Origin of the sequence: Halomonas sp. B23F22_3, from assembly GCF_043496965.1 — a bacterium.
Classification (GTDB): domain Bacteria; phylum Pseudomonadota; class Gammaproteobacteria; order Pseudomonadales; family Halomonadaceae; genus Halomonas.
In genome coordinates this window covers 251,978-277,368 of record NZ_JBIEKG010000006.1, presented here as the reverse complement: position 1 = coordinate 277,368, position 25,391 = coordinate 251,978, and the positions used below count along the sequence as shown (strand labels likewise).

At 65.1% G+C, this 25,391-nt stretch carries 24 protein-coding genes; 9 read left to right on the top strand and 15 right to left on the bottom strand.

Features of this window, described 5'->3' with window-relative positions; all coding sequences use genetic code 11:
- Positions 1–58: 58 nt before the first annotated feature.
- From ACGTNG_RS15645 to ACGTNG_RS15635, 3 genes are read left to right on the top strand one after another with little or no spacing between them, the layout of a single operon-like run.
- Positions 59–1,186, top strand: a complete 1,128-nt coding sequence (locus tag ACGTNG_RS15645; RefSeq protein WP_394797446.1) for an adenylate cyclase — start codon at positions 59–61, stop codon at positions 1,184–1,186.
- The gene (locus ACGTNG_RS15640) at positions 1,183–1,635 is read left to right on the top strand and encodes a three component ABC system middle component (protein WP_394797445.1); all 453 of its coding nucleotides are present in this window, start codon (positions 1,183–1,185) and stop codon (positions 1,633–1,635) included. Before ACGTNG_RS15645 ends, ACGTNG_RS15640 begins: the two co-directional genes overlap by 4 nt.
- Entirely contained in the window at positions 1,632–3,653 is a 2,022-nt protein-coding gene (locus tag ACGTNG_RS15635; protein WP_394797444.1) for a DUF3732 domain-containing protein, read from the top strand. Before ACGTNG_RS15640 ends, ACGTNG_RS15635 begins: the two co-directional genes overlap by 4 nt.
- 135 nt (positions 3,654–3,788) lie before the next feature.
- Here the strand turns inward: ACGTNG_RS15635 and ACGTNG_RS15630 are convergent, their stop codons facing one another.
- From ACGTNG_RS15630 to ACGTNG_RS15610, 5 genes are all read right to left on the bottom strand, one after another.
- A complete protein-coding gene (locus ACGTNG_RS15630) occupies positions 3,789–4,688 on the bottom strand; it encodes a hydroxymethylglutaryl-CoA lyase (protein WP_394797443.1) in 900 nt (299 codons plus the stop codon).
- Positions 4,689–4,838: 150 nt separating this feature from the next.
- On the bottom strand, positions 4,839–6,875 hold the full coding sequence (locus tag ACGTNG_RS15625) for an acetyl/propionyl/methylcrotonyl-CoA carboxylase subunit alpha (protein WP_394797442.1): 2,037 nt from the start codon (positions 6,873–6,875) through the stop codon (positions 4,839–4,841).
- Positions 6,872–7,717, bottom strand: coding sequence for an enoyl-CoA hydratase/isomerase family protein (locus tag ACGTNG_RS15620; protein WP_394797441.1), 846 nt, complete (start codon positions 7,715–7,717; stop codon positions 6,872–6,874). Before ACGTNG_RS15620 ends, ACGTNG_RS15625 begins: the two co-directional genes overlap by 4 nt.
- A gap of 7 nt (positions 7,718–7,724) precedes the next feature.
- Positions 7,725–9,332 carry a carboxyl transferase domain-containing protein gene (locus tag ACGTNG_RS15615; RefSeq protein WP_089849054.1) on the bottom strand — a complete coding sequence of 536 codons (1,608 nt, stop codon included), beginning with the start codon at positions 9,330–9,332 and terminating at the stop codon, positions 7,725–7,727.
- Between the two features lie 12 nt (positions 9,333–9,344).
- Positions 9,345–10,514: an isovaleryl-CoA dehydrogenase gene (locus tag ACGTNG_RS15610; RefSeq protein ID WP_394797440.1), complete on the bottom strand. Its 1,170-nt coding sequence runs from the start codon at positions 10,512–10,514 to the stop codon at positions 9,345–9,347.
- Positions 10,515–10,793: 279 nt separating this feature from the next.
- On the opposite strand from ACGTNG_RS15610, the gene ACGTNG_RS15605 reads away from it, so the two are divergent.
- From ACGTNG_RS15605 to idi, 3 genes are all read left to right on the top strand, one after another.
- Positions 10,794–12,758, top strand: a complete 1,965-nt coding sequence (locus tag ACGTNG_RS15605; protein WP_394797439.1) for a serine hydrolase domain-containing protein — start codon at positions 10,794–10,796, stop codon at positions 12,756–12,758.
- A gap of 176 nt (positions 12,759–12,934) precedes the next feature.
- Positions 12,935–14,083, top strand: a complete 1,149-nt coding sequence (locus ACGTNG_RS15600) for a phytoene/squalene synthase family protein (RefSeq protein WP_394797438.1) — start codon at positions 12,935–12,937, stop codon at positions 14,081–14,083.
- A gap of 64 nt (positions 14,084–14,147) precedes the next feature.
- Positions 14,148–14,696 (top strand): isopentenyl-diphosphate Delta-isomerase, encoded by a 549-nt coding sequence (idi, locus tag ACGTNG_RS15595; RefSeq protein ID WP_394797437.1) that lies wholly within the window; start codon positions 14,148–14,150, stop codon positions 14,694–14,696.
- Positions 14,697–14,815: 119 nt separating this feature from the next.
- Here the strand turns inward: idi and ACGTNG_RS15590 are convergent, their stop codons facing one another.
- From ACGTNG_RS15590 to ACGTNG_RS15580, 3 genes are all read right to left on the bottom strand, one after another.
- Positions 14,816–15,634, bottom strand: coding sequence for an ABC transporter substrate-binding protein (locus ACGTNG_RS15590; protein WP_394797436.1), 819 nt, complete (start codon positions 15,632–15,634; stop codon positions 14,816–14,818).
- A 75-nt stretch (positions 15,635–15,709) separates the two neighbouring features.
- Positions 15,710–16,435: an ATP-binding cassette domain-containing protein gene (locus tag ACGTNG_RS15585; RefSeq protein ID WP_394797435.1), complete on the bottom strand. Its 726-nt coding sequence runs from the start codon at positions 16,433–16,435 to the stop codon at positions 15,710–15,712.
- On the bottom strand, positions 16,432–17,136 hold the full coding sequence (locus ACGTNG_RS15580; protein ID WP_394797434.1) for an ABC transporter permease: 705 nt from the start codon (positions 17,134–17,136) through the stop codon (positions 16,432–16,434). Before ACGTNG_RS15580 ends, ACGTNG_RS15585 begins: the two co-directional genes overlap by 4 nt.
- Before the next feature lie 144 nt (positions 17,137–17,280).
- Between ACGTNG_RS15580 and ACGTNG_RS15575 the strand changes: the two genes are divergently transcribed.
- Complete coding sequence (locus tag ACGTNG_RS15575; RefSeq protein ID WP_394797433.1) at positions 17,281–18,174, top strand: substrate-binding domain-containing protein; 894 nt, start codon at positions 17,281–17,283, stop codon at positions 18,172–18,174.
- Positions 18,175–18,196: 22 nt separating this feature from the next.
- Here the strand turns inward: ACGTNG_RS15575 and ACGTNG_RS15570 are convergent, their stop codons facing one another.
- From ACGTNG_RS15570 to ACGTNG_RS15540, 7 genes are all read right to left on the bottom strand, one after another.
- Complete coding sequence (locus ACGTNG_RS15570; protein ID WP_394797432.1) at positions 18,197–18,601, bottom strand: hypothetical protein; 405 nt, start codon at positions 18,599–18,601, stop codon at positions 18,197–18,199.
- Between the two features lie 78 nt (positions 18,602–18,679).
- Positions 18,680–19,024: a Na+/H+ antiporter subunit G gene (locus tag ACGTNG_RS15565; RefSeq protein WP_394797431.1), complete on the bottom strand. Its 345-nt coding sequence runs from the start codon at positions 19,022–19,024 to the stop codon at positions 18,680–18,682.
- Positions 19,021–19,290: a K+/H+ antiporter subunit F gene (locus tag ACGTNG_RS15560; protein WP_394797430.1), complete on the bottom strand. Its 270-nt coding sequence runs from the start codon at positions 19,288–19,290 to the stop codon at positions 19,021–19,023. Before ACGTNG_RS15560 ends, ACGTNG_RS15565 begins: the two co-directional genes overlap by 4 nt.
- Positions 19,287–19,793: a Na+/H+ antiporter subunit E gene (locus ACGTNG_RS15555; RefSeq protein ID WP_394797429.1), complete on the bottom strand. Its 507-nt coding sequence runs from the start codon at positions 19,791–19,793 to the stop codon at positions 19,287–19,289. Before ACGTNG_RS15555 ends, ACGTNG_RS15560 begins: the two co-directional genes overlap by 4 nt.
- The gene (locus ACGTNG_RS15550) at positions 19,790–21,319 is read right to left on the bottom strand and encodes a monovalent cation/H+ antiporter subunit D (RefSeq protein WP_394797428.1); all 1,530 of its coding nucleotides are present in this window, start codon (positions 21,317–21,319) and stop codon (positions 19,790–19,792) included. The genes ACGTNG_RS15555 and ACGTNG_RS15550 overlap by 4 nt, the downstream gene beginning before the upstream one ends.
- Positions 21,316–21,654: a Na+/H+ antiporter subunit C gene (locus ACGTNG_RS15545; protein ID WP_089849080.1), complete on the bottom strand. Its 339-nt coding sequence runs from the start codon at positions 21,652–21,654 to the stop codon at positions 21,316–21,318. The genes ACGTNG_RS15550 and ACGTNG_RS15545 overlap by 4 nt, the downstream gene beginning before the upstream one ends.
- The gene (locus ACGTNG_RS15540) at positions 21,654–24,446 is read right to left on the bottom strand and encodes a monovalent cation/H+ antiporter subunit A (RefSeq protein ID WP_394797427.1); all 2,793 of its coding nucleotides are present in this window, start codon (positions 24,444–24,446) and stop codon (positions 21,654–21,656) included. Before ACGTNG_RS15540 ends, ACGTNG_RS15545 begins: the two co-directional genes overlap by 1 nt.
- Positions 24,447–24,823: 377 nt before the next feature.
- On the opposite strand from ACGTNG_RS15540, the gene ACGTNG_RS15535 reads away from it, so the two are divergent.
- Together ACGTNG_RS15535 and ACGTNG_RS15530 are read left to right on the top strand one after the other, a co-directional pair.
- Positions 24,824–25,021: a hypothetical protein gene (locus ACGTNG_RS15535; protein ID WP_089849084.1), complete on the top strand. Its 198-nt coding sequence runs from the start codon at positions 24,824–24,826 to the stop codon at positions 25,019–25,021.
- A 38-nt stretch (positions 25,022–25,059) separates the two neighbouring features.
- Complete coding sequence (locus ACGTNG_RS15530; RefSeq protein ID WP_394797426.1) at positions 25,060–25,371, top strand: hypothetical protein; 312 nt, start codon at positions 25,060–25,062, stop codon at positions 25,369–25,371.
- Positions 25,372–25,391 lie beyond the last annotated feature (20 nt).

Below are 25,391 nucleotides of genomic sequence, written 5' to 3'. Positions count from 1 at the left end.
GGTCTGTCCCCGATTATCCCATGAAGTTTTAAAGTATGAACAAAAGGATCTGGCAGGTATGAGTGGAAGCCAAACCGAAAATGCAGCGTTAACAACCGCCTTAGCCTTTCATTACCAAGTGCTAATTGGGTTAGATAAGTGCTTTTCACTTGAAGATGACCAGTCGGTTTGGTTCGAAAAAGATGGTGATGTCAGTCTGATTTCGCCTGATACTTTGGCTTCAACACAAACTGAAGTGAAAAACTACGCAGCACCACTGACTGACCACCATGAAAACCTCTGGAAAACGCTTAAGAACTGGTTATCTCCAGAGTTTGACCATGCCCAATACGGCGTTTTAGTGCTCCACACCACTCAAGCATTTGGCGCAACTACTCGCCTAAAGGACTGGAACACTCAAAGTGCAGAACAGCGCTTAGAAGTGCTAAAGGACATTTTTTCAGAGCGCACCGAAGATCAACTTAATGTCGAAAAACCATCACAAATAATAAAGCTGCAGAAGGCAGTGATGGCAGTTGATGAGTTATTGCTTAAAAGCGTGCTTGGCAAGGTTACGTTATTTACGGAATCAGATAGTGAGAAAGAACTGGAAATGCAGATACTTTCGAAACCTGTAGGAATTCCGAAAAATAACCTGAAAAGTTACCTTCATGGGCTTATTGGTTTTGTTTACGCACAAGCAACCCAGCAATGCTGGAGCGTCAAACACCAAGAGTTTTCGGCGAAGTGCGAAGAGTTAACCGCACTTCTATGTAAAAAGGAGTTCACCTTTCCGGTGTTTTCCGGCTATGCGGCATCTGAACCAGAGGTTGAATTATACGAATGCAGACCATTTGTGAAAAAAATTGCTGAAATTGAGCATCACGAAATGATTCCTGATGCAGTAGGTAACTGGCTTGAGCTACAAAACTCATTGTTTGAAGAGCTCGATGAGTCGGCGATTTATAAAGAAAAAACAATTAGCTACCAGGATCAATTGGTTAAAAAATATAAGCTTGCCTATTCAAGTGCGCAGCTTGAAGCAGTTGAGACGATTAAAAGTTCGAAATTGCTGTACAACAAAACCATAGGTGAACAGCCGCTGAACCTTGGGAATGATATACCGCCTATTGAATACAAAAACGGCCTAATACATGATGCCATGGATGATGAAGAACGTGACTTAAAATGGAAGGTTGGGCCATGAGCAGCATTGTCAATACCCTCTACGAGTTAAAGTACAATCCCTTTGAATATGGGGCGCACATAGCTTCATTTTACACTGTTATAGGCGAGTCAGAAAACAATCTATTACTCTCCCCTTTGGTGATCCCTCTGTGTAGTCACCCTTTTTTTGGCCAAAAGTTATTTAACTCTAACAAGAAAAGTACTATTTGGACAGTTTTTGACAATCGTACCAAGCTCTATGACCTACAAGAAAGAATTCGCGGATTTCAATCATTAACAGAGCAATGCATTCAGTATTGTTTAGTTAATGATTGGCTATCCGTAAACGAACATAATTTATCCATTCTGGCATGTGCTGGTTCTGATTCAACGTTTAATTATCAAAAAAGTGCAGATAAGTTGGGGCGATTGTTCAGCGGTCACTCAGTGGTCGAGATTTATGCGTTTTTAGGAGTGAAGCCGCGATGAAAACATTGATTTATGAAATTGGCGTTATTGATAAGCAAGGAAACAAGCACCCTGTTAATTTTAAAAAGGGGCTAAATGTTGTTACTGGTAAGTCATCGACTGGAAAAAGCGCCTTAATTGAAATCTTTGATTATTGCTTTGGCAGTGGTGAAAATACAATTCCCAAAGGCGTTATTACCGCGAATGCAGCTATTTATTATGTTGCACTTTCTGTCAATGAACAAGACATGGTGATTGCGCGTGATCCTGACATTCCTACTAAGGCCTTTTTCCGTCGCGTTGCGTCGTTCAGTTCCGATGATATTGTTCGCGATTATTTTAACAGCACTTATTTCCGCCCATTAGGCGAGTTTAAGAAGCACCTAAGAGACTTTTTTCTAGATATAGATGATGTGGATGAATCTTTAGCCGTCAGAGCCACTAGGCGGTTTAACGCTAAGGCGGCCACTCCATCTATACGCAGCTTTTCATCGTTCATGCTTCAGCATCAAAACCTTGTTGCTAATAAACATGCGCTGTTTTACAGGTTCGATGAAAAGGAAAAGCGTGATCAGGCGATTGATCATACGAAGATATTTTTAGGTTTAGTTGACCAGAAGTACTTTCATTTGTCACAAGAGAAAGAACGATTAAGCGCTGATGTAAGACGTTTGGAGCGTCAAAAAGAGACAAACAAACGCACCTCTGAAAGCTATAAGAAAAACGTCGGCCCGGTTTTAAGTCAGCTATATGCTTCGATGGGGTTTGAAAATGAACCGATACCTTTGGAAAAGGTGCTAAACCACCCGCAAGATGCAAAAGACCAGTTGGATAAAATTATCGTACCTGAAGAAATCAATTATAGTTCTGACGCTGCTACCAAGTATTACAATCAGCTCAAACTGGCGCGTAACCAAAAGACTTCCGAGCTAAGAAAATTGCAGCGCCAAGCTTCATCAATTAATAAGCATATTCAAGAAGAGGAGCGTTTTGTTGAGAACGTAGAACAGTTTAGCTCACCAAAGCATGTTCATATATCCGCTTCAGTCTGCCCATTTTGTCATACTGAAAAAGACACATTGCGAGAAAGTGCAGAAAAACTACAGCAAGCCATCACTAAGGTGTCGGGTAACCTTGCGCAAGCACGTCCTATGAAAGCAAAATTTGAATCCTTCTTGGTAGAGGTGCAGCGTAATACTGAAGTTATTAGCAGGGATTTGACAGCATTAAACCAGCAAATAACGGAAATTGAGAAGACAGAAAAAAACTTGGCGAAAAACAAGAGCGTGTATGAAAGCATTCTGATGCAAAAGGCTAAGCTTTTTATTCTTCTAGATACTCTCAACATGGCTGATGATGTTGAGCTTGAAAAGCAAATCAAAGATCTAAAAAAACAGCTTGCAGATATCAACAACGACCTTAAAAATTACAATGTTAAAAAAGGATTAGAGGAAGCCTCTGCAAAAATAAATGAATATATGGCTGAAATTGGCAGCCACTTTGAGTTTGAGTCCAGCTATAAGCCTATTAACCTTCACTTCTCTTTTGAGACATTTGACCTCTATCATTTATCGCAAGAAAACGAAAAAATCTACTTAAGATCAATGGGTAGTGGGGCGAACTGGCTATACTGCCACGTAACGCTATTTTTAGCATTGCATAAATATTTTGCTGAGCTGAGTGATAAGTGCGCTATTCCTTCGGTGCTATTTCTTGATCAGCCAACCCAAGTATATTTCCCTAATTTTAATCGAGACAACTCTGATACTTTTGAAGAGCAGAAAAATCAAGAGGCTGAGCAGCGTAAGACGCTAAATGTTGGTCAAAATATTGATGAAGACATCAAAGCTGTCGAAAATCTATTCAGCCAGCTCTCGATTTATTGCAATGAGCTTGAGCAGGTCAACGGTTTTAGCCCACAAATCATTGTGACTGATCATGCGGACAATTTGACGTTGTCAAACGGGGTTTCGTTTGAGTCTTTGGTTAACGGCAACAGATGGCGAATGCGCGGCTTGATTTATCCTGCGGAAGAATAAATGCACACTAAATCGTATGGAGGAGGTGCTGGAATCGAGTTAGATTAATAAAATCTATACAGAGGCAGTTCTCACCTGATACATGCCCCCGAGTCACTTACCCGGCTCGGGGGCTTTTTCGTTTCTGCTCTGGTGTTACTTAGCGGAGAGCGCCACCCCCACCTTGGAGCGGTTGGGGCGCTCGATGGTCTGGGTGATCCAGTCGCCGGTGGCGGCCAGTGCTTCGAGGTCGATGCCGGTCTCGATGCCGAGGCCGTCAAGCAGGTAGACCACATCTTCGGAAGCGACGTTGCCCGAGGCGCCCTTGGCGTAGGGGCAGCCGCCGAGGCCCGCCACGGAGCTGTCGATCACCGCCACGCCTTCCTCGAGCACGGCGTAGAGGTTGGCGAGCGCCTGGCCGTAGGTGTCGTGGAAGTGGGCGGCGAGCTTCGCCATCGGCACGTCGCGGGCCACGGCCTCGATCATGCGCTTGGCCTTGAGCGGGGTGCCGGTGCCGATGGTGTCGCCGAGCGAGACCTCGTAGCAGCCCATGTCATACAGCGCCTTTGCCACCTCGGCCACCTTGGCCGGGGCGATCTCGCCCTCGTAGGGGCAGCCGAGCACGCAGGAGACGTAGCCGCGCACGCGCACGTTGGCCTCGCGAGCGCGCTCCAGCACCGGGGCAAAGCGCTCGAGCGACTCGGCCACCGAACAGTTGATGTTCTTCTGCGAGAAGGCCTCGGAGGCGGCGCCAAACACCGCGACCTCCTCGACGCCGCACTCGAGCGCGGCCTCCAGCCCCTTGAGGTTGGGGGTGAGCGCCGAGTAGGTGACGCCATTGCGGTGCGTCAGGCCCTGCATCACCTCGCGGTGATCGGCCATCTGCGGCACCCACTTGGGCGAGACGAAGCTCGCCGCCTCGATGTGGGTGAGGCCGGCGGCGCCGAGGCGGTCGATCAGCGCGAGCTTGGTCTCGGTGCCGATCGGCTCGGGCTCGTTCTGCAGGCCGTCGCGGGGGCCGACCTCGACCAGGCGCACGCTCTTGGGAAATGCCATGTCTTCTCTCCTGTCAATCTGGCGATCTTCCGGCGACAGGTCCTATCGCGGAGGCGCTGTGAACCCATCCTTGGGCGCTACCTCTGCCATCCCTGGCAGAGGACCTCCGCTTCGACCTGTCCCCGGCGTCGCCCGCCTGCGCGCGTTGTCTTACTCGTCGGCGGCGAAGTCGAGCAGCACGTCGCCCTGGCCCACGGTGTCGGCGGCCTGGAAGTGGAAGCTCGCCACGTGGCCGTCGGCGGGGGCGGTCATGGTGTGCTCCATCTTCATCGCCTCCATCACCATCAGCGGCATGCCCTTCTCGACGCGGGCGCCGGGCTCGACCAGCAGTGCCACCACGGTGCCATGCATGGGCGCGGTGAGGGTCGATTCGGCCTCCTGGCGGCCGTGGTCGATGGCGTCGATGCGCCGCCAGAAGAGGCGCGTCTCGCCGCGCGGGTCGACGATCACCACCACGTTGCCGTCGCGGCGCGCCTGCAGGCGGCGACGGTGGCCGTCCAGGGTGATGGCCACGGCGTCGCCCTGGAGCGAATCGAGGCGCGCGGTGAGGGTCTCGCTGCCGATGGTCAGGTGCCAGGCGGCGTCCTCGCGCTCACGGGTGCCCTCGACCACCACCACGTCCTCGGAATCGTCGTCATCCTGGGCGTGGGCGGGGTCGCACAGGGCGATGCGAATGGTGTGCGGCGCATTGAGGCGGAAGCCGTCGTGGCGGTCCCAGGGTGAGTCGCTCTCGCACTCGCGGGCGAGCTGGTGCAGGCCCACCAGGGCGGCCCCGGCGTACTCCTCGGTGCTGTACTGCTTGGGCGCGAAGAGGGTGGCTTCGTTTTTCTCGATGAAGCGGGTGTCGAGCTCGCAGGCCTGGAAGGCCGGGTGGGTGGCCAGGCGCTGCAGGAAGGCGCGGTTGGTGACCACGCCCTGCACGTCTAGCGCGGCCAGCGCGCGGTTGAGGGTCGCCAGGGCCTGGGTGCGGTCGTTGCCGTGCACGATCAGCTTGGCGAGCATCGGGTCGTAGTGCATGGAGACGGCATCGCCGGTCTCCACACCGCTGTCCAGGCGCACGCGGGCCGGGTCCAGCTCGGCGCCCTCGAGGTCCATGGCGAAGCGGGTGAGGGTGCCGGTGGCGGGCAGGAAGTCCTGCTCCGGATCCTCGGCGTAGAGGCGCGCCTCGAAGCTGTGGCCGGTGATGGTGAGGTCTTCCTGCGCCAGCGGCAGGGCCTCGCCCATGGCCACGCGCAGCTGCCACTCGACCAGGTCCTGGCCGGTGATCATCTCGGTGACCGGGTGCTCTACCTGCAGGCGGGTGTTCATCTCCATGAAGTAGAACGAGCCGTCGGCATCGAGCAGGAACTCGACGGTGCCGGCGCCCACGTAGCCGATCTCCTTGGCGGCGCGCACCGCGGCCTCGCCCATCTCGCGGCGCAGGCCCTCGCTCATGCCCGGGGCCGGGGCCTCCTCGAGCACCTTCTGGTGGCGGCGCTGCACGGAGCAGTCGCGCTCGAAGAGGTAGACCCCCGCGCCGTGGCTGTCGCAGAACACCTGCACTTCCACGTGGCGCGGCTGGGTCAGGTACTTCTCGATCAGCATGCGCTGGTCGCCGAAGGCGGCCTGGGACTCGCGACGGCAGCCGTCGAGCGCGGCCTGGAAGCCCTCGCTGGACTCCACCACGCGCATGCCCTTGCCGCCGCCGCCGGCGCTCGCCTTGAGCAGCACCGGGTAGCCGATCTTGTCGGCCTCGGCCTTGAGCAGGCCGTCGTCCTGGTCGTCGCCGTGGTAGCCCGGTACCAGCGGCACGCCGGCGTTGGCCATGCGCGCCTTGGCGGCGGACTTGTCGCCCATGGCGGCGATGGCCGAGGCGGGCGGGCCGACGAAGACGATGCCGGCCTGGTCCAGCGCCTCGACTAAGGCGCCGTTCTCGGAGAGGAAGCCGTAGCCGGGGTGGATGGCGCCGGCGCCGCTGCGCTGGGCGGCCTCGACCACGGCCTCGACCTTGAGGTAGCTCTCGCGGGCCGCGGCGGGGCCGAGGCGGATCGCCTCGTCGGCCTCGCGCACGTGGCGGGCGTTGGCGTCGGCATCGGAGTAGACGGCGACGGTGCGCAGGCCCATGGCACGCGCCGTGCGCATGACCCGGCAGGCGATCTCGCCGCGGTTGGCGACCAGCAGGGTGTCGAAGGGGGTCGAACGGCTCATGAGCGGCGCTCCGTGGCGGTCGTGTCGGGATTATTCTGGGGGGCGTCGGTGGTCCAGGCGGGGCGGCGCTTGTCGAAGAAGCTGGCGAGCCCCTCCTGGCCCTCGGCGCTGACGCGAAGCTCGGCGATCACCCGGCAGGTGTGCTCGCGGGTGGCCTTGCTGTCGGGCTCGCGGGCGACCTCGGCGAGCAGCGCCTTGGTGGCGCGCTGGGCCTGGGGCGAGCCGGCCAGCAGGGTCTCGAGCATGGCGTCGACGGCGGCGTCGAGCTCGTCGGGGGCGACCACCCGATGCACCAGGTCGAGGCCCTGGGCGGTGGCGGCATCCATCATCTCGGCGGTCAGCGCGTAGCGGCGCGCCTGGCGCTCACCGAGCGCGCGCTGCACGTAGGGGCTGATCACCGCCGGCGACAGGCCGATCTTCACCTCGGAGAGGCAGAACTTGGCCTTCTCGGAGGCGACCACCACGTCGCAGCAGGCGGCGAGGCCCACGGCGCCGCCGAAGGCCGCGCCCTGCACTCGGCACAGGGTGGGGCAGGGCAGGGTGTCCAGGCGGTGCATCAGGGTCGCGAGCTTGCGCGAGTCGGCGAGGTTGCCGTCGAAGTCGTACTCGACCATGCGCTTCATCCAGCCGAGGTCGGCCCCGGCGGAGAAGCTCTTGCCCTCGGAGCCCAGCACCACCACGCGGACCTCGCCGTGGTGGGCGCCATCATGCAGGCGCTCCAGATGGGCATTGAGCTCGGCGATCAGATGGTCGTCGAAGGCGTTGTGAACGTCCGGGCGGTCCAGCGTCAGCCAGGCCACGCCGCGGTCGTCGATCGTCAGTCGGGAATATGTCGGCGTCATCTCGACCTCACATCCGGAACACGCCGAAGCGCGTCTCTTCCACTTCGGCATTGAGGGCGGCGGCGAGCGACAGGCCGAGGACCTCGCGGGTCTGCAGCGGGTCGATCACGCCGTCGTCCCACAGCCGCGCACTGGCGTAGTTGGGGTGGCCCTGGTGCTCGTACTGCTCGCGGGTCGGCGCCTTGAAGGCCTCTTCCTCGTCCTTCGTCCACTCGCGGCCCTCGCGCTCGATCTGCTCGCGCTTGACCTGGGAGAGAACGCCGGCGGCCTGCTCGCCGCCCATCACCGAGATGCGGGCGTTGGGCCACATGAACAGCAGGTTGGGCTCGAAGGCGCGGCCGCACATGCCGTAGTTGCCGGCGCCGAAGCTGCCGCCGATCAGCACGGTGAACTTGGGCACCCGGGCGCAGGCCACTGCGGTGACCAGCTTGGCGCCGTGCTTGGCGATGCCCTCGTGCTCGTACTTGGAGCCGACCATGAAGCCGGTGATGTTCTGCAGGAACACCAGCGGGATCTTGCGCTGGGCGCACAGCTCGATGAAGTGCGCGCCCTTGACCGCACTCTCGGAGAACAGCACGCCGTTGTTGGCGACGATGCCCACCGGGTGGCCGTGGATGTGCGCGAAGCCGGTGACCAGGGTGTCGCCATAGGTGCGCTTGAACTCGTCGAAGTCGGAGTCGTCGACGATGCGCCCGATCACCTCGCGCACGTCGTAGGGCTTCTTGAGATCGGTGCCGACGATGCCGTAGAGCTCCGTCGGGTCGAGCCGCGGCGGCCTGGAGGGCTGCATCTTCAGCTCGCCGCGCTTCTGCCAGTTGAGCCGCGACACGCAGGCGCGGGCCAGCTGCAGGGCGTGGGCGTCGTTCTCGGCGTAGTGGTCGGCCACGCCGCTGACCTTGGCGTGCACGTCGGCGCCGCCCAGGTCCTCGGCGCTGATGCTCTCGCCGGTGGCGGCCTTCACCAGGGGCGGGCCGCCGAGGAAGATGGTGCCCTGCTCGCGGACGATGATCGACTCGTCGGCCATGGCCGGCACGTAGGCGCCGCCGGCGGTGCAGGAGCCCATCACCACGGCGATCTGCGGGATGCCCTCGGCGGAGAGCGTGGCCTGGTTGTAGAAGATGCGCCCGAAGTGGTCGCGATCCGGGAAGACCTCGTCCTGGCGGGGCAGGAAGGCGCCGCCGGAGTCGACCAGGTAGAGGCACGGCAGGCGATGCTTGCGGGCGATCTCCTGGGCGCGCAGGTGCTTCTTCACGGTCAGCGGGAAGTAGGTGCCGCCCTTGACCGTGGCGTCGTTGGCGACGATCACGCACTCCACCCCCGAGACCCGGCCGATGCCGGTCACCACGCCGGCGGCGGGTACCGGGCCGTCGTAGACCTCATGGGCGGCCAGGGACGAGAACTCGAGGAAGGGCGAGCCCTCGTCGATCAGGTGGTCGATGCGGTCGCGCACGAACAGCTTGCCGCGGGACTCGTGGCGGGCGCGGGCCTTCTCGCCGCCGCCCTGGTGGATGGCGGCGGTCAGCTCGCGCAGCTTGCCGACCTCGTGTCGCATGGCGACGTCGTTGGCCTGGAAGGCCTCGCTGCGCGGATTGATCTGGGTCTGGAGGATGCTCATGGAACGCCGCCCTTACTTGGATTCGTTGAACAGCTCGCGGCCGATCAGCATGCGACGGATCTCGCTAGTGCCGGCACCGATCTCGTAGAGCTTGGCATCGCGCAGCAGCCGCCCGGTGGGGTACTCGTTGATGTAGCCGTTGCCGCCGAGCAGCTGGATGGCGTCCAGCGCCACCTGGGTGGCCTTCTCGGCGCAGTAGAGGATCACGCCGGCGGCGTCCTTGCGCGAGGTGCGGCCGCGGTCGCAGCCCGCCGCCACCGCGTAGAGGTAGGCGCGGCAGGCGTTGAGGGTGGTGTACATGTCGGCGATCTTGCCCTGCACCAGCTGGAACTCGCCGATCGACTGGTTGAACTGCTGCCGCTCGTGGACGTAGGGCACCACGATGTCCATGGCCGCCTGCATGATGCCGATGGGGCCGGCGGCGAGCACGGTGCGCTCGTAGTCCAGGCCGCTCATCAGCACGCGCACGCCCTTGCCAACCTCGCCGAGCACGTTGGCTTCCGGCACCTCGCAGTCCTCGAACACCAGCTCGCAGGTGTTGGAGCCGCGCATGCCGAGCTTGTCGAGCTTCTGGGCGGTGGAGAAGCCGGGCATGCCCTTCTCGATGATGAAGGCGGTGATGCCCTTGGAGCCGGCCTCGGGGTCGGTCTTGGCGTAGACCACCAGCACGTCGGCGTCGGGGCCGTTGGTGATCCACATCTTGTTGCCGTTGAGGATGTACTTGTCACCCTCCTTGCGGGCACGCAGCTTCATGGAGACCACGTCGGAGCCAGCGCCCGGCTCGGACATGGCGAGCGCCCCGACGTGCTCGCCGCTGATCAGCTTCGGCAGGTACTTGGCCTTCTGCTCGGCCGAGGCGTTGATCTTGAGCTGGTTCACGCAGAGGTTGGAGTGCGCGCCGTAGGAGAGCCCCACCGAGGCGCTGGCCCGGGAGATCTCCTCCATGGCGATGCAGTGGGCGAGGTAGCCCATGCCGCTGCCGCCGTCCTCGTCCGGCACGGTGATGCCGAGCAGACCCATGTCGCCGAACTTCTGCCACAGATCGTTCGGAAACTCGTTCTTCTCGTCGATCTCGGCGGCGCGCGGGGCGATCTCGTCACGCGCGAAGGCGTTGACGTGATCGCGCAGCATGTTCATCTCGTCGTCGAGGCCGAAGTCGAGGGGTTGGTAAGGCGTATGCATGGCGGGGCTCCCGTTGTGTCAGGTGGCGCGCCTTGTGCTCTCGCGGAGGCGCGACCGGCCAACTGGTGTCATCGAAATAGCAGATGGGACAAGACTAGGCGAGGTTGACGTTAACGTAAAGTGCAGCATTGCCCGGCTTAGACCAAGGTGGCAATCGTGAGGCGCCGAACCGCTGTACAGGCGTTTTTGGCGTGGCGGTCCCCTGGGTTTTCCGCGCGCGTTGCGCGACCATCCCTACCAGGCGAAGGAAAACGGGGCGATCCAGGGAGGTAGGCGATCATGGGGCGCATGCGAGGGGCCTTGACCGGTCTGCTGGTCCTGCTGTGGGTGGGAGTGGCCGTGGGCGCGGGCATCGATGGGCAGGATCGTGAACGGGAGCCACGCGAGCGGCCGGGGTTCGAGCAACAGGCGTTCGAGCGCCAGGACCTCGAGGCCTTCGTCGACGGCTTCATCACCGCGCGCATGGAGGCTCACCATGTCGCCGGCGTCACGGTGTCGGTGGTCAAGGATGATGCGCTGGTGCTGGCCAGGGGCTTCGGGTCGGCCGACATCGAGGCCGGGCGTCCGGTAGTGGCCGAGCGGACCCTGTTCCGGCCGGGGTCGATCTCCAAGCTCTTCACCTGGACGGCGGTGATGCAGCTGGTGGAGCAGGGACGGCTGGACCTGGACACCGACGTCCGCGACTATCTGCCCGATTTCCCGCTCGAGACGCGCTATCCCTCTCCCATCACCCTGCGCCAGCTGATGGCCCACACCCCGGGCTTCGAGGACACCGCCATGGGCCATCTCTTCGAGGATGACCCCGATGCCGTGCTGTCGCTGCGTGACTACCTGCGTCGCCATGCTCCGGCCCAGGTGCGAGCGCCGGGCAGCTGGCCGGCCTACTCCAACTACGGGGTGGCACTGGCCGGTCTGGTGGTTGCCGAGGTGAGCGGCCTGTCCTGGGAAGCCTATGCCGAGCGCCATCTGCTGGCGCCGCTGGGCATGCGAGACAGCACCTTTCGCGAGCCCTGGGGGCCGCAGCGAGAGGGGCGGCCCATGTCACCGCACCTGCGCGAGCGAGTCAGCGCGGGCTATCAGTGGGTCGATGGCGCCCTTCGGCCGGGCGGCTTCACCTTCGTCGGCGGCATCGGGCCGGCGGGGAGCCTCTCCACAACGGCGACCGACATGGCGCGCTTCATGCGCGCCCACCTCAACGAGGGCCGACTCGGTGATGGGGTGCTGCTCGCGCCGGACACGGCCCGCGAGATGCAGCGGACCCACTATCGGGTGGCGCCGAGGCAGCCCGGCATGGCCCACGGCTTCATCGAGAGCGAGATCGCCGGCTACCGTGCCCTCGGCCATGGCGGGGGCACCGTGCATTTCGTCTCCGACCTGCAGCTGATCCCCGAACTGGGACTGGGCGTGTTCATCTCCACCAACAGCAACGGCGGCCAGGCGCTGATCCGCGGCTTCGTCGAGGAACTGGTGCGCCGCTACTTTCCGGCCCCGTCCCCGTCGGCCGCCGCTGTCGACCCCTCCACCGATCCGACGCGCTATGTCGGGGACTACCTCTCCACGCGTCGGGCCTACACCACGGTCGAGGCGCTAATGAATCATGACATGGCCAGCGTTCATGTGGATCGGGAGGGAGAGCTGGTCCTCAGCCGACGGGGGCGCCAGGTGCGCCTCGTGCCGGCGCCTGACGAGGGGCACTTCCGCCAGGCCGATAGCGGCGAGGCGCTGCGCTTCCTGGTCGATGACAGCGGCGCCGTGTCCCATCTGGCGGTGCCGGAGCCGATCATGGTGATGGAGCGGGTCGGGCCGTTGGCCAACCCGCGCTGGCGGCTCGCCTTCCTGGGCCTGGCCGGGGCGGTGTTCGCCGGCACGCTGCTGGTGGCGCTGTTTGGCTGGCGCCGGGCGCCGGCACGTCGGCCCATGGCACGCTGGGCCGCACGGCTGACCGTGTTGGCCGCGGGGCTATGGGTGGCGAGCATGGGACTGGCGCTGGCCGGCGTGCTGCCCATCACGCGAGACGTGAGCCTGGTCTTCTTCGGCTTTCCGCCGCCGCCCTTCGTGGCCGCTCAGGTCATTGCCATGCTTGCCGGTGCCACAAGCCTGGGGAGTCTCGTCCTGCTGGTACCGGCGCTCGCCGACGATGGCTGGTCCCGGGGCCGGCGCCTGCGCCACGCGGGGCTCGCGATAGTGCTGGCCCTCACCCTGGTGACGGTCTGGCAGTTCAACGGCTTCGTGCTGATGGGCTGAAGCCAGAGACACGCCCGCCGCGCCAGGGTCACAACAGGCTGCTGGGGAGGGGCCTCGACGTTGGCTGGGCGTCGTTAGTCTCCCAGGGCCAGCGTGATAGCTTGCCTGAAACTCTGTCTCGACACTGGCACGTCGCGCGGGTCGGTCAATCGCCACACATGAATGGGTGTACTGCCATGGCCAAGGTCCTTGCGACGGCTTCTGACATTGCAGAGGCAGACGCCTATCAGCGCAAGGTCCTTGGCGGGGTGTCCCGCACCTTCGCCCTCACCATCCCTCAGCTTCCGCTCGAGCTGTGCAAGGTGGTGACCAATGCCTACCTGCTCTGCCGTATCGCCGACACCCTGGAGGATGAACCGGCGCTTTCCGCGGTGCAGAAGGGCCTCCTGCACGAACGGTTTCTGGCGGTGCTGAGAGGGGAGGAGGAGGCCCAGCGTTTCGCCAGGCAGGTCACGCCGCTACTCTCGCAGGCCACGTCACCGGAAGAGCGAGGGCTGCTGGCCAACACGCCACTGGTCGTCCGCTGCACCCATAGCCTCGCCGCGCCCCAGCAGCAGGCGCTGGTCCAGTGTGTGGGCATCATGTGCCGGGGCATGGGCCATTACCAGGAGAATGCCAGTCTGGAGGGCCTGGCCGACCTGGGCGAGGTGGATCGCTACTGCTATCACGTGGCCGGCGTCGTGGGGGAGATGCTCACCGAGCTGTTCTGTCAGTATTCAGGCGACATGCATGAGCAGCGTGCCGAGATGCTGGCCCTGGCCCCTTCGTTCGGGCAGGGGCTGCAGCTTACCAATATCCTCAAGGACCTCTGGGATGATCGGCAGCGAGGCGTCTGCTGGCTGCCCCGTCGGGAATTTCGGGAGTTCGGCGTGGACGTGGCGAGCCTGGCGCCGGGACGCAGTGATCCGGCGTTCGCCACCGCCCTGCGCTACATGATCGGCATCGCGCATGCGCATCTGCGTCAAGCCTTTCGCTTCACCCTGATGGTGCCAGCGCAGGAAGCGGGGATCCGACGTTTCTGCCTATGGGCCATCGGCCTGGCCGTGCTCACGCTCAGGCGGATTGACGCCCGGCCGACCTACTGCACGGGGCAGCAGGTCAAGGTGTCACGCCGCACGGTCCAGGCCGCCATCGCGAGTACCCGTCTGGCCACGCGTCATGATGGCGTGCTCAAGCTGCTGTTCGGCGGTGTGACCCGGGGATTGCCCCTCGCGCCGCCCGCGGGCCACCACCCGGCACTCAGTGCATGGACGTTTGAGCCTTCCGAGGGTAAGGGGGCTTCGGCGGCGCGCTGCGGCCTTCGGCTAGGCAATGACGAGGAGTAGACCGATATCATGGCCAAGGAGGTGACCATTGCTTAGCACTGGCGCAAGCGGACGCGACGAGACCGTGTCCTTCGACGACGAGGAGCTGATCCTGGTCGATGACGAGGACAGGGAGCTGGGGCATTTGAGCAAGGCCCGGTGCCACGAAGGAAGCGGTGTGCTGCATCGCGCCTTCTCGCTGTTCGTGTTCAACCGTAACGGGGAGCTTCTGCTGCAGCAGCGAGCGGAAGGCAAGCGCCTCTGGCCGCTGTACTGGTCCAACAGCTGCTGCAGTCACCCCCGCCGAGGCGAGCCCATGGCAGAGGCGATTCACCGGCGACTCTGGCAGGAGGTCGGCATCGAGGCGCCACTCGCCTACCTCTACAAGTTCCGCTATCAGGCCCAGTACGGTTCAAGCGGCGCCGAGCACGAGCTTTGCTGGGTATATCTTGGGGTCACGGACGATACGCCACGCCCCAACCGCCAGGAGATCGCCGACTGGTGCTGGATATCACCCGCCGAGCTCGATGCCGCGTTGGCCACCCGCCCGGAGCACTATACGCCCTGGTTCAAGATGGAGTGGACGCGATTGCGAAGTGAATTCGCCGAGGAGCTCCAGCGATATTCCCGCTAGGCCCGACGGTGAAGCGCAGGCCTGTGATGGCCCGGCCAAACGTGGCCCGGCCAAGCGTGGCCCGGCCGTATGTGGCCGGGCACTGGCGGGTCTGCGGGTGAGGCGATGTTATCGCCGAGTCAGTCGGCGTGGGCGTTGGGGAAGAACAGCTGCTGACCCTTGACCTCGAAGTCGGCGATGGCGGCCTGGCCATCCTCGGAGAGCAGCCACTCGTGCCACTGCTCGGCGAGATCGTGCTTCAAGTGAGGATGGCGTTCCGCGGAGATCAGCAGGCTGCCGTACTGGTTGAAGAGCGCCTCGTCGCCCTCGAACAGCAGATCGAGGTTCTGGCGGTTGTCGAAGGCGACCCAGGTGGCGCGGTCACTCATCGCGTAGGCGTCCATGCCGGCGGCGGTGTTCAGGGTCGGGCCCATGCCGCTGCCGAGCTCGCGGTACCACTCACCGCCCGGCTCCACGCCGGCGGCGTCCCACAGGCGCTGCTCGGCGCGGTGGGTGCCGCTGTCGTCGCCGCGGGAGGCGAAGGGCGCCTCGGCCTCGGCGATGTCGGACAGCGCCTCCTCGATGCTCTCGGCATCGGCGATGCCGGCCGGGTCGTCGCTCGGCCCGACGATCACGAAGTCGTTGTACATGACGTTGGCGCGCTCGGTGCCGTAGCCCTCGGCGACGAAGCGCTCCTCACCGGTGGTATCGTGGACCAGCAGGCTGTCGGCATCGCCGCGGCGGGCGATCTCGAAGGCCTGGCCGGTGCCCACGGCGACCACGCGCACCTCGATGTCGCTCGCCTCGCTGAACTGGGGAATGATGGCGTCGAAGAGCCCCGAGTTCTGGGTGGAGGTGGTCGAGGCCAGGGTGATATGGCGCTCCTCATCCTGGGCGCTGGCGCCGAGCGAGGCGGCCATCAGGCCGAGGGCGACGAGGGTGAGTCCTGCCGGTTGCATGGTGCCTTTCCTTCTCATGATGCCGTTCCTTTTTTACTGCCGAGTGAGATGTCACACGCTGCGATGGGCGGGCCGTCACCAGATCAGCTCGCCCCGGATGAAGGCCCGCGCCTCGTGGGAGGCGGGAGCCGTGAAGAAGGTCTCGGAGGGGCCGTGCTCGACGAGCCGTCCGTCCACCATCAGCACGATGTCGTCGGCCAGCCGGCGCGCCTGGTTCAGGTCGTGGCTGGTCATCACGATGCGCGTGCCGCGACGGTGGAAGTCGCGCACCGCATCCTCCACCGCCTTGATGGCGGCGGGGTCCAGCGCCGAGGTCGGCTCGTCGAGGAACAGCACCTCGGGCCGGGCCAGCCACGCCCGGGCCAGCGCCAGGCGCTGCTGCTCGCCGCCGGAGAGCACCCGGGCCGGGCGCGCCTCCAGGGCGGCCAGCCCGAAGCGCGCCAGCGCCTCCCGGGCCAGCGGCTTGCGCTGGCGGCGGGGCGTGCCGGCGATCGCCAGGGCATAGGTGAGGTTGGCCAGGGCCGAGCGGCGCAGCAGCACCGGGCGCTGGAAGACCATGGCCTGGCGCGGCGGGCGGCCCTCCCAGCGCACGCGGCCGGTCGTCGGCGTGACCAGGCCGTGGGCGAGGCGCATCAGCAGGCTCTTGCCGGCGCCGTTGGGGCCCATCACCAGGGTGCAGTGGCAGCCGCTGAGGCGCAGGTCGACGGGGTGCAGCAGCGGCTGGCCGCGGTGGCTGAAGCCGACCCCCTCGAGGGCGAGCGGGGGGATGGCCGTGACGTCCAGGCGGGTCAGCTCGTTCATCCGACCCGTCTCCGTGCCGTCTCGCCGACCAGGTGGGCGGCGGCGTTGACCAGTGCGACCAGCGCGAGCAGCACGATGCCGAGCCCCAGCGCCAGGGGCAGGTCGCCCTTGCTGGTCTCCAGCACGATGGCGGTGGTCATCACCCGGGTCACGCCGTCGATGTTGCCGCCGACGATCATCACCGCCCCGACCTCGGCGCTGGCGCGGCCGAAGCCGGCGAGCAGCACGGTGGTCAGGCCGAAGCGGGCGTCCCACAGCAGGGTGGGGATGCGCCGCGCCCGGGAGACGCCCATGGAGGTGAGCTGTTCGCGATAGTCGCCGTGAAGCTCCTCGACCTGCTGACGCGTCAGCGCGGCGATGATCGGCAGCACCAGGATGACCTGGGCGATCACCATGGCCCCGGGCGTGAACAACAGACCCAGTTCGCCCAGCGGGCCGGCACGCGAGAGCAGCAGGTAGACCGCGAGCCCGGCGACCACCGGCGGCAGCCCCATCAGGGCATTGAGCGCCACGATCAGCACCCCGCGGCCGGGGAAGCGCCACAGCGCGATCGCCGCGCCCAGTGGCAGGGCGATCAGCGCGGCGATCAGCACGGCGGAGAGCGAGACCTTCAGCGACAGCGTGACGATCCCGATCAGGTCGGGATCGAGCCCGAGGATCAGGGCCAGGGCGGTCTGGAAGGCGTTGGCATCGTCGGGCATCGGGCTCTCCTGCGTTCTACTGGCATCTTGTGCGTTAAAACGAGCTGATGCACCCGGAGCGGGAATTCATGCAGTAAGATGCAGGAAAACGACGAATTCAGCCTAGCCTGTAACTGTACCCGTACCTGTAATAAGGGGAGTCTCATGGCACTCGGCCCGCACCACGCCTACCTGACCACCGCCGAGGTGGCCGACTATCTGCGCTTGAAGGAGCGCAAGGTCTATGACCTGGTGCGCCAGGGCGGTATCCCCTGCGTGCGGGTGACCGGGAAGCTGCTCTTCCCGCGCCAGGCCATCGACCTGTGGCTGATGAGCCACCTGGAGGGCGACCAGGCGAGCAGCCGCCCCGTGCCCCTTGTACTCGCCGGCAGCCAGGACCCGCTGCTGGAGTGGGCGGTGCGCGAGAGCGGCGCGGGCCTGGCGCTGCTGTGTCACGGTAGCGGCGACGGGGTGCGGCGCCTGCTTTCGGGCGAGGCGATGGTGGCGGGGCTTCACCTGCTGGAGCAGCGCAGCGGCGACTACAACCGCCCCGAGGCGCTGGGCCTTTCCGGCATGCGCGACCTGGTGACGCTGCGCTGGGCGACGCGCCGCCAGGGGCTCTTGCTGGCGCCCGATAACCCGCTGGGCATTGCCGCGCTGAAGGATCTGGCGGATCGGCGGGTGCGGGTCGCCCATCGTCAGCCGGATGCCGGCGCCCATCGGCTGCTGCTTTGGCTGCTGGAGCGGGCGGGCATCGATCCGGGCGAGCCGCGCTTCGTTACCCATCCCTCGCTCAGCGAGGACGACCTGGCACTCGCCATCCGCCAGGGCGAGGCCGACGTGGGGCTGGGGGTGGAGGCCGCGGCTCGCCGCCAGGGGCTCGCCTTCGTGCCGCTTCACGAGGAGGCCTTCGACCTGGCCCTGCGGCGACGCAGCGTCTTCGAGCCGCCGATGCAGCGCCTGCTGGCCTTCGCCCAGGCGCCGCGCTTCGCCGAGCGGGCTGCGGCGCTGGGCGGCTACGACATCGCAGAGCTGGGGCGAGTGGTGCACAACGCCTGAGTCGGCCGGCAGGCCGCCGCCTCTACCACCCGAGCCAGCGACGCAGCCGCTGCCCGGGCGACGGGGCGCGGCTTCCAGGCGCCGGGTCCACCTTGCCCGAGAGTTGCGCCGTGGCCTCCTTGAGCGGCGCGATGATGGCCTCGAGGTGGTGCTGGCAGAGCGGACGGTTGAGGGCGCCGGGGCACAGGGCCATCAGCAGGCCGCAGTGATAGAAGGCCGTGTCCAGGGACGGATAGACCTCCTTGAATGGGCCCGCCTGTCGACGGCAGCGCTGCAACTCGCGAAGCAGCAGGCTCATCGTCTGCGCATCCAGCCAGCAGGGGGTGTCGTCCCGGCGGGAGGAGCAGGCGACCGAGTGCTGGATCGCCTGGAAGGAGACGTGCAGGAAAACGCAGGCGTAGTAGAGCTGGGAGCGTTCCGCGTTCATAGTGCACCATGAGGCTCAAATGAGAGTGAATATCATTCTGACCATTGGGGCCCAGAAGTCAAATGGTGATGGCTGAGGCTAGCGGTCGGGCGGGTTTCGGGTACCCGGCACGCCCCCGAGGCGTCGGCGCAGGGCGGCCTTGCCCATCATGTGGGCGCTGACCGGGGCGGTGGCGAACAGGAAGATCGTCACCAGCGCTTCCTGCACCGAGACGCCGTCCTGCTGGTGGCTGAAGAAGAGCAGCGAGCCGATCAGGGTGCAGCCGACGCCCAGGGTGCTGGCCTTGGTGGGGCCGTGCAGCCGGGTGTAGAAGTCGGGCAGCTTGGCCAGGCCCCAGGAGCCGATCAGCGCCACCAGGGCGCCGACCAGCAGGAAGGCGGCGACGACGAGCTGCAGGGCGGCCGGCATGTCGAGGGGGCTCATTCGATGACGTCCCCCCGCAGCAGGTACTTGCTCATGGCCACGGTGCCGACGAAGCCCATCAATGCGATCAGTAGCGCCAGCTCGAAGAGCACGCCGAGGCCCATCCTCAGGTCGGCGAGCACGATCAGCGCGATGCTGTTGATCATCAGGGTATCCAGCGCCAGGATCCGGTCGACGATGTCCGGGCCGATGGCCAGGCGGTAGAGGTTCAGCAGGGCGGCGACGGCGAAGAGCGTCATGGCGATGGGGATGACGACGGCAATCATCGGAAGATCTCCTCCAGGGGCTGCTCGTAGCGCGTGCGAATGGCGGCGATGGCCTCGGCCTCGTCCTCCAGGTGCAGGGCGTGGATCAGCAGGGTGTTGGCCTCGCCGTCGTAGTGGAGCGAGACGGTGCCCGGCGTCAGCGAGATGGTGCTGGCCAGCAGGGTGATGGCGAAGTCGTCGTCCAGGGTCAGCGGATAGGTGAAGAAGCCCGGCCGCAGCTCGCGGGCGGGGCGCAGGATGCGCAGGGCCACCACCAGGTTGGAGCGCAGGATGTCGATCAAGAGCACCCCCAGGTAGCGCAGCAGCGGCAGCGGTCGCCGGATCTTCGCCTCCTCCGGCCAGAAGGCGTGGGTCACGAGGGGGATCGCCACGCCCAGCGCCAGCCCCAGCAGGGCGTGGGCGACGCTCAGGTCGTTGACCATCAGCAGCCACAGCAGGGCCAGGAAGAGCGAGAAGAGCGGGTGCGGCAGCCAGAACTGCCGGGAGCGGACGTTCGGCGTCATGGCGCGACCTCCGTGGCGACGGCCAGCGTCTCCGGCAGCATGGCGGCGATGTAGGCCCGGGGCGTGAGCAGCTGCTCGGCGGTCAGCGCGAGATACCCCATGATCGGCTCGCCCAGCGCCGAGAGCGCGCCGTTGAGGGCCACCATGACACAGACGATGGCCAGGCAGCCGCGATCCAGCGGGCGCGCTTCTGCTTTGCCCGCCCCACCGGGGCGCCAGAACCAGCTGCTGCCGGTGCGGCTGACGGCGATCAGGGTCAGCAGCGCCGCGGCGAGCAGCACGCCCCACAGCCAGAGCCCCCCGGGCTCCCCGGCACTCGCCTGGAGGATCCAGGCCTTGCTGACGAAGCCGGCGAACGGCGGCAGGCCGACGGCGGCGATGGCGGCGAGGAAGAACAGGCTGCCGAGCATCCCGCGATGCCCCACGGGGGCCGCCACCGAGAAGCGGTCGTAGCCCTCGTCGCGCTGCTGGCCCAGCAGGTCGGCGAGCAGGAAGAAGGCGGCCGCCATGCCGGTGCTGTGGATCAGGTAGAAGAGCGCGGCGGCGAGCGTCGCCGGCGTCACGAGGCTCAGGGTGGCGAGCAGGGTGCCCACCGAGATGATCACCAGGTAGGCGGTCAGGGTGCGCAGGCTGTCCGAGCCCAGCACCCCGACGCCGCCCAGCGCCAGGGTCGCCAGCGCCAGCGGCCACAGCCACTGCCAGGCGGCGGCATTGACCGGTGCCTCGCCCAGCCCGAAGACTAGCAGGAAGACCCGCAGGATGGCGTAGACGCCGACCTTGGTCATGATGGCGAAGAGCGCGGCCACCGGGGCGCTGGCGGCCGAGTAGGCGCGGGGCAGCCAGAACAGCAGCGGCAGGATGGCGGCCTTGATGCCGAACACCACCAGCAGCACCATGCTGGCCGCCGCCAGCAGCGGCGCGTCGCCCGGGGGAGCGGCGGCCACCTCGAGGGCCAGGTCGGCCATGTTGAGGGTGCCGGTGAGCCCGTAGAGCGTGCCCAGGGCGACCAGGAACAGCGCCGAGCCCACCAGGTTGATGATCACGTAGTGCAGGCCGGCACGGCTGCGCGCCCGGCCGCCTCCGTGCAGCAGCAGCGCGTAGGAGGCGATCAGCAGGATCTCGAAGAACACGAAGAGGTTGAACAGGTCGCCGGTCAGGAAGGCGCCGTTGAGGCCGGCCAGCTGGAACTGGAAGAGGGCGTGGAAGTGCGCCCCGCGGCGGTCGATGCCGCGGCTGGCGTAGAGCAGGCAGCCAAGCCCCAGGGCGGCGGTGAGCGCCAGCATCAGGGCGCTCAGCCGGTCGAGGATCAGCACGATGCCGAAGGGCGCCGGCCAGTCGCCGGCATGATAGAGCCGATACTCCCCGCCGCTGGCCGCGCCCAGGGCCCAGGCGCCCAGCAGCACGAGGCCCAGGGTGCTGGCGAGGCCGGCCAGGCGCTGCACTCCGAACGGCAGCCGATAGAGCAGCAGCAGGCTCGCCCCGGTGATCAGCGGCAGCAGGATCGGCAGGATCAGCGCATGGGTCATAGGCGATCCTCGTCGGGGTTCTCGCCGTCGACGTGGTCGTTGCGCAGCTCCACCGCCGCCTTGAGGGCCAGCACCACCACGAAGGCGGTCATGGCGAAGCCGATGACGATGGCGGTGAGCACCAGGGCCTGGGGCAGCGGGTCGGCCGAGCGCTCGGTGAGGCCGACGATGGCCGGCGCGCCGGCGACCAGTCGTCCCGAGGCGAAGAGGTAGAGATTGACGGCGTGGGAGAGCAGGGTGAGGCCCAGGATCACCGTGAAGGTGCGCGCGCGCAGCAGCAGGTAGACCCCGCAGGTGGTCAGCACGCCTAGCGTCATCGCATAGAGCAGTTCCATCAGCCGATCTCCTTGCCGGGGCCGGCCACGGTCATCAGCTTGCCGAGGTTGGCCAGCACCAGCAGCGTCGCCCCGACCACGGTGGCATAGACGCCGAGGTCGAAGAGCATGGCGGTGGCCAGCTCGAACTCGCCGATCAGCGGCAGGTGAAAGTGCCCGTGGGCCGAGGTGAGGAACGGGACACCGAACAGCCAGCTGCCGAGCCCCGTGGCCACGGCGATCAAGAGGCCGGCCCCGATCAGCGGCCGGAAGGCGGTGAGCATGCGGGTCTGGGCCCAGGCCAGGCCGCCCGCCATGTACTGCAGGGTGAAGGCCACGGCGGTGATCAGCCCGGCGATGAAGCCGCCGCCGGGCTGGTTGTGGCCGCGCAGGAAGATGTAGGCCGAGACCAGCAGGGCGATCGGCAGCACCAGCCGCGCCACGGTGCTGAGCATGATCGGGTGCGGCTCGGCCACCCAGTGCCCGGGGTTGGTGTCGACCACCCGCTCCTTGAGGTGCAGGTCGCGGGTGAAGGCGAAGACCGCCACGGCGGCGATGCCGAGCACCGTGATCTCGCCCAGGGTATCGAAGCCGCGGAAGTCCACCAGGATCACGTTGACCACGTTGGTGCCGCCCCCGCCGGGCAGGCTGTTGGCGAGGAAGAAGTCGGAGATGGTGTGCTGCGGACGGGTCAGGATGGCGAAGCTGAAGGCCGCGACGCCGGCGCCCACTAGGCCGGCGATGGCCAGGTCGCGACCCATCCGCAGGCGCGTGGACTCCCGGGGCGACTGCTGGGGCAGGAAGGAGAGCGCCAGCATCATGATCACCACCGCCATCACCTCCACCATCAGCTGGGTCAGGGCCAGGTCCGGCGCCGAGAAGCGCGCGAAGGCGACGGTCACGAAGAGCCCGGTCACCCCGAGCAGCAGCAGGGCCGGCAGCCGGTAATGGTGGAAGACCACCACGCCGATGGCTGCCAGGCAGAGCAGGCCGGCGGCCAGCACGGTAAGCGGATCGAGGGCGCCCAGCGGCATGCCGCCGTTCCAGCGCGCCACGGCGAGCAGCTCCACGCCGACCAGCACCACCACGGTGACCATGATGAAGGTCAGGTAGCGCTGCAGCGAACCGTTCTCGAGCTGGAAGACGCGGCGCTGGGAGAGCTCGATGGCGCGGCGCATGGCCCAGTCGAAGATCTCCTTGGCATCCACCTCGGGCAGGCGGGCGTGGAGGCGAAACAGCGGGTCGCGTATCGCATAGAAGAGCGCGCCGCCCGCCAGGGCGACGAGGCTCATCAGCCCCGTCCGGGGGCCGCCCAGGGTCGCGAAGTCGAAGGCGGCAAGCTCGGCCTGGCGGGCGGCCTCGAACGCCGGGTGGACGAGCATCGTGTAGAGCCCCTGGGCCGCCAGGCCCACCAGGAGCGTGGCCAGGGCCAGCAGCGCGATGGGCGTGAGGGCCGCCTTGCGGGGCTCGCGGGGCGGCCAGACGGGCAGGTCGATGGGGCGCCCGTTGAAGTAGACGTTATGGAAGATGCGAATCGAGTAGGCCACCGAGAAGAGCCCGGCCAGGGTGACCCAGGCGGGAATCACCAGCGTCGCCCACTCGGGCGCGACCACCCGCAGGCTCTCGCCGAACAGCATCTTCTTGCTCAGGTAGCCGCTCATCAGCGGCAGGCCGGCCATGGCGGCGGCGGGGATCGCCGAGAGTGCCATCAGCGTCGGCATGAAGCGCCACATGCCGTTGATGCGGCGCATGTCGCGGGTGCCGGTGGCGCGATCCACGTATCCCGCCATCATGAACAGCGGCGCCTTGAAGAGCGCATGGCACACCAGGTGGAAGAGCGCCGCCGCCAGCGCCATGGGGGTGCCCAGCCCCAGCAGCAGCATGATCAGCCCCAGGTGGGAGACCGTGGAGTAGGCCAGCAGCCCCTTCATGTCGTGCATGAACATGGCCACGAAGGCCCCCACCATCAGCGTCAGCATCCCGGTCAGGGTGACCAGGTGGAACCAGAGCTCGGTGTCGGCCAGGGCCGGATGCAGCCGGGCGAGCAGGAAGAGCCCCGCCTTGACCATGGTCGCGCTGTGCAGGTAGGCGGAGACCGGGGTCGGCGCCGTCATGGCGTGGGGCAGCCAGAGGTGGAAGGGGAACTGGGCCGACTTGGTGAAGGCGCCGAGCAGGATCAGGTTGAGCATCAGGCCATAGTGCTCGTGGGCACGGATCCGCTCGCCGGCCTCGAGCACCACCGAGAGCTCGTAGCTGCCGGCGGCCTGGCCGAGCAGCACGATGCCGCCGAGCAGGGCCAGCCCGCCGCCGCCGGTGATCACCAGCGACATTCGCGCGCCCAGCCGGGCCGCCTGACGGTCACTGTGAAAGCCGATCAGCAGGAACGACACCAGGCTGGTCAGCTCCCAGAACACCAGCATGAACAGCAGGTTCTCGGACAGCACGATGCCGAGCATCACCGCCATGAACAGCAGTACCAGGGTGAAGAAGCGGGCGGCCGAGGCGCTGCCCTCGAAGTAGTAGCGCGCGAAGAGCAGGATCAAGCCGCCGATGCCGGTGATCAGCAGGGCGAACAGCAGCCCCAGGGCGTCGAGGCGCAGCGCCAGGTTGAGCCCCAGCGAGGGCAGCCAGCCAAGCTCGGTAATGATCGTCTCGCCGCGTGAGACCCGCGGCAGCAGGCTCAGCAGCAGGAGAAGGCTCGCGACCGTGGGCAGGGCGGCCAGGCTGGCCAGTCGTCGGCAGCTGCCGCGTCGAGACAGCGCCGGCAGCAGCGCGCCGAGCATCGGCAACAGCAGGATGAGGGCCAGTGTCATGCGAGCGCTCCCGGCTAGCGACGGGAAACGTGCCGTGAGGCGGGGTGGCACGTCTCCCCGTGGCCTGACGCGAGCGTGGGGATGAGGGCGGCTCGATGCTGGGTGATCGTCCCTGTCATGGGTCAGGCTCCCTGAAGCACGCGGGGACCGGCACTTTCACGGCCGGTCCTTACACTACCCGTGCCTTCACTATAGTGGGCGGGCCTGGCCCTGCGCGTGTCGGGCGTCAACGCTCATCGCTGGTCGCGTCCTCATGGTGGGCCAGGGCAATGATTGTCTCTTTACGGCGACATCAGCGTCGCGGCTACGCCACATGGGGGAGAGGGCACTGGTTCGTTAGAATGGCGATCCTTCATTCTCCATTCACGAGAGACCCTATGACCCGTCGAGTCCTCCTGCTGTCCCTCCTGCTGATCGCCACGACCGTGCTGGCGGGCTGCAGCTATACGCCGGCGCGGATCACCTCCGAGCCGCTGATTGAGTTCGGCGATCACCACGATCGTCACGACCACGATCGTCGCAGCCACGGTGGCGGCTTCTGCCCGCCTGGCCAGGCCAAGAAAGGGCGCTGCTGATCCGGCAGGCCCGCTCGTGACCAGACGGGGGGAGCGTCATGAACGGTTCCAGAACGGCGGGGTGTGTGGTGCTGCTGGCCGGCGCCCTGCTCCTGGCGGGGTGTAGCTATACGCCACCGCGCATCCTCTCCGAGCCGCTGATCGAGATCGACGGTTACCACGGCGGTCATCACCGTCGTCATGAGCGCCACGATCACCACGATCGCGACCGTTACGACTATCGGCACTATGAGGGCCATCACCGCGACCGCGACCATTACCACGATGGTCGGCGCGACCGTGACCGCCATCACCATCGGCAGCGCTCGCGCTTCTGTCCACCCGGCCTTGCCATGCAGGGGCGCTGCTGAGCGCACGCCCCGTCACTCCC

Bases quoted from the DNA above. Each gene is read 5' to 3' on its own strand.
- ACGTNG_RS15560 (WP_394797430.1), bottom strand. From the start codon at position 19,290: ATGATTGCCGTCGTCATCCCCATCGCCATGACGCTCTTCGCCGTCGCC.
- ACGTNG_RS15610 (WP_394797440.1), bottom strand. From the start codon at position 10,514: ATGCATACGCCTTACCAACCCCTCGACTTCGGCCTCGACGACGAGATG.
- ACGTNG_RS15615 (WP_089849054.1), bottom strand. From the start codon at position 9,332: ATGAGCATCCTCCAGACCCAGATCAATCCGCGCAGCGAGGCCTTCCAG.
- ACGTNG_RS15630 (WP_394797443.1), bottom strand. From the start codon at position 4,688: ATGGCATTTCCCAAGAGCGTGCGCCTGGTCGAGGTCGGCCCCCGCGAC.
- ACGTNG_RS15570 (WP_394797432.1), bottom strand. From the start codon at position 18,601: ATGAACGCGGAACGCTCCCAGCTCTACTACGCCTGCGTTTTCCTGCAC.
- ACGTNG_RS15575 (WP_394797433.1), top strand. From the start codon at position 17,281: ATGGCACTCGGCCCGCACCACGCCTACCTGACCACCGCCGAGGTGGCC.
- ACGTNG_RS15645 (WP_394797446.1), top strand. From the start codon at position 59: ATGAGTGGAAGCCAAACCGAAAATGCAGCGTTAACAACCGCCTTAGCC.
- ACGTNG_RS15635 (WP_394797444.1), top strand. From the start codon at position 1,632: ATGAAAACATTGATTTATGAAATTGGCGTTATTGATAAGCAAGGAAAC.
- ACGTNG_RS15565 (WP_394797431.1), bottom strand. From the start codon at position 19,024: ATGAGCCCCCTCGACATGCCGGCCGCCCTGCAGCTCGTCGTCGCCGCC.
- ACGTNG_RS15540 (WP_394797427.1), bottom strand. From the start codon at position 24,446: ATGACACTGGCCCTCATCCTGCTGTTGCCGATGCTCGGCGCGCTGCTG.
- ACGTNG_RS15550 (WP_394797428.1), bottom strand. From the start codon at position 21,319: ATGACCCATGCGCTGATCCTGCCGATCCTGCTGCCGCTGATCACCGGG.
- ACGTNG_RS15590 (WP_394797436.1), bottom strand. From the start codon at position 15,634: ATGCAACCGGCAGGACTCACCCTCGTCGCCCTCGGCCTGATGGCCGCC.
- ACGTNG_RS15580 (WP_394797434.1), bottom strand. From the start codon at position 17,136: ATGCCCGACGATGCCAACGCCTTCCAGACCGCCCTGGCCCTGATCCTC.
- ACGTNG_RS15585 (WP_394797435.1), bottom strand. From the start codon at position 16,435: ATGAACGAGCTGACCCGCCTGGACGTCACGGCCATCCCCCCGCTCGCC.
- ACGTNG_RS15530 (WP_394797426.1), top strand. From the start codon at position 25,060: ATGAACGGTTCCAGAACGGCGGGGTGTGTGGTGCTGCTGGCCGGCGCC.
- ACGTNG_RS15605 (WP_394797439.1), top strand. From the start codon at position 10,794: ATGGGGCGCATGCGAGGGGCCTTGACCGGTCTGCTGGTCCTGCTGTGG.
- ACGTNG_RS15555 (WP_394797429.1), bottom strand. From the start codon at position 19,793: ATGACGCCGAACGTCCGCTCCCGGCAGTTCTGGCTGCCGCACCCGCTC.
- ACGTNG_RS15640 (WP_394797445.1), top strand. From the start codon at position 1,183: ATGAGCAGCATTGTCAATACCCTCTACGAGTTAAAGTACAATCCCTTT.
- ACGTNG_RS15545 (WP_089849080.1), bottom strand. From the start codon at position 21,654: ATGGAACTGCTCTATGCGATGACGCTAGGCGTGCTGACCACCTGCGGG.
- ACGTNG_RS15620 (WP_394797441.1), bottom strand. From the start codon at position 7,717: ATGACGCCGACATATTCCCGACTGACGATCGACGACCGCGGCGTGGCC.
- ACGTNG_RS15535 (WP_089849084.1), top strand. From the start codon at position 24,824: ATGACCCGTCGAGTCCTCCTGCTGTCCCTCCTGCTGATCGCCACGACC.
- ACGTNG_RS15600 (WP_394797438.1), top strand. From the start codon at position 12,935: ATGGCCAAGGTCCTTGCGACGGCTTCTGACATTGCAGAGGCAGACGCC.
- ACGTNG_RS15625 (WP_394797442.1), bottom strand. From the start codon at position 6,875: ATGAGCCGTTCGACCCCCTTCGACACCCTGCTGGTCGCCAACCGCGGC.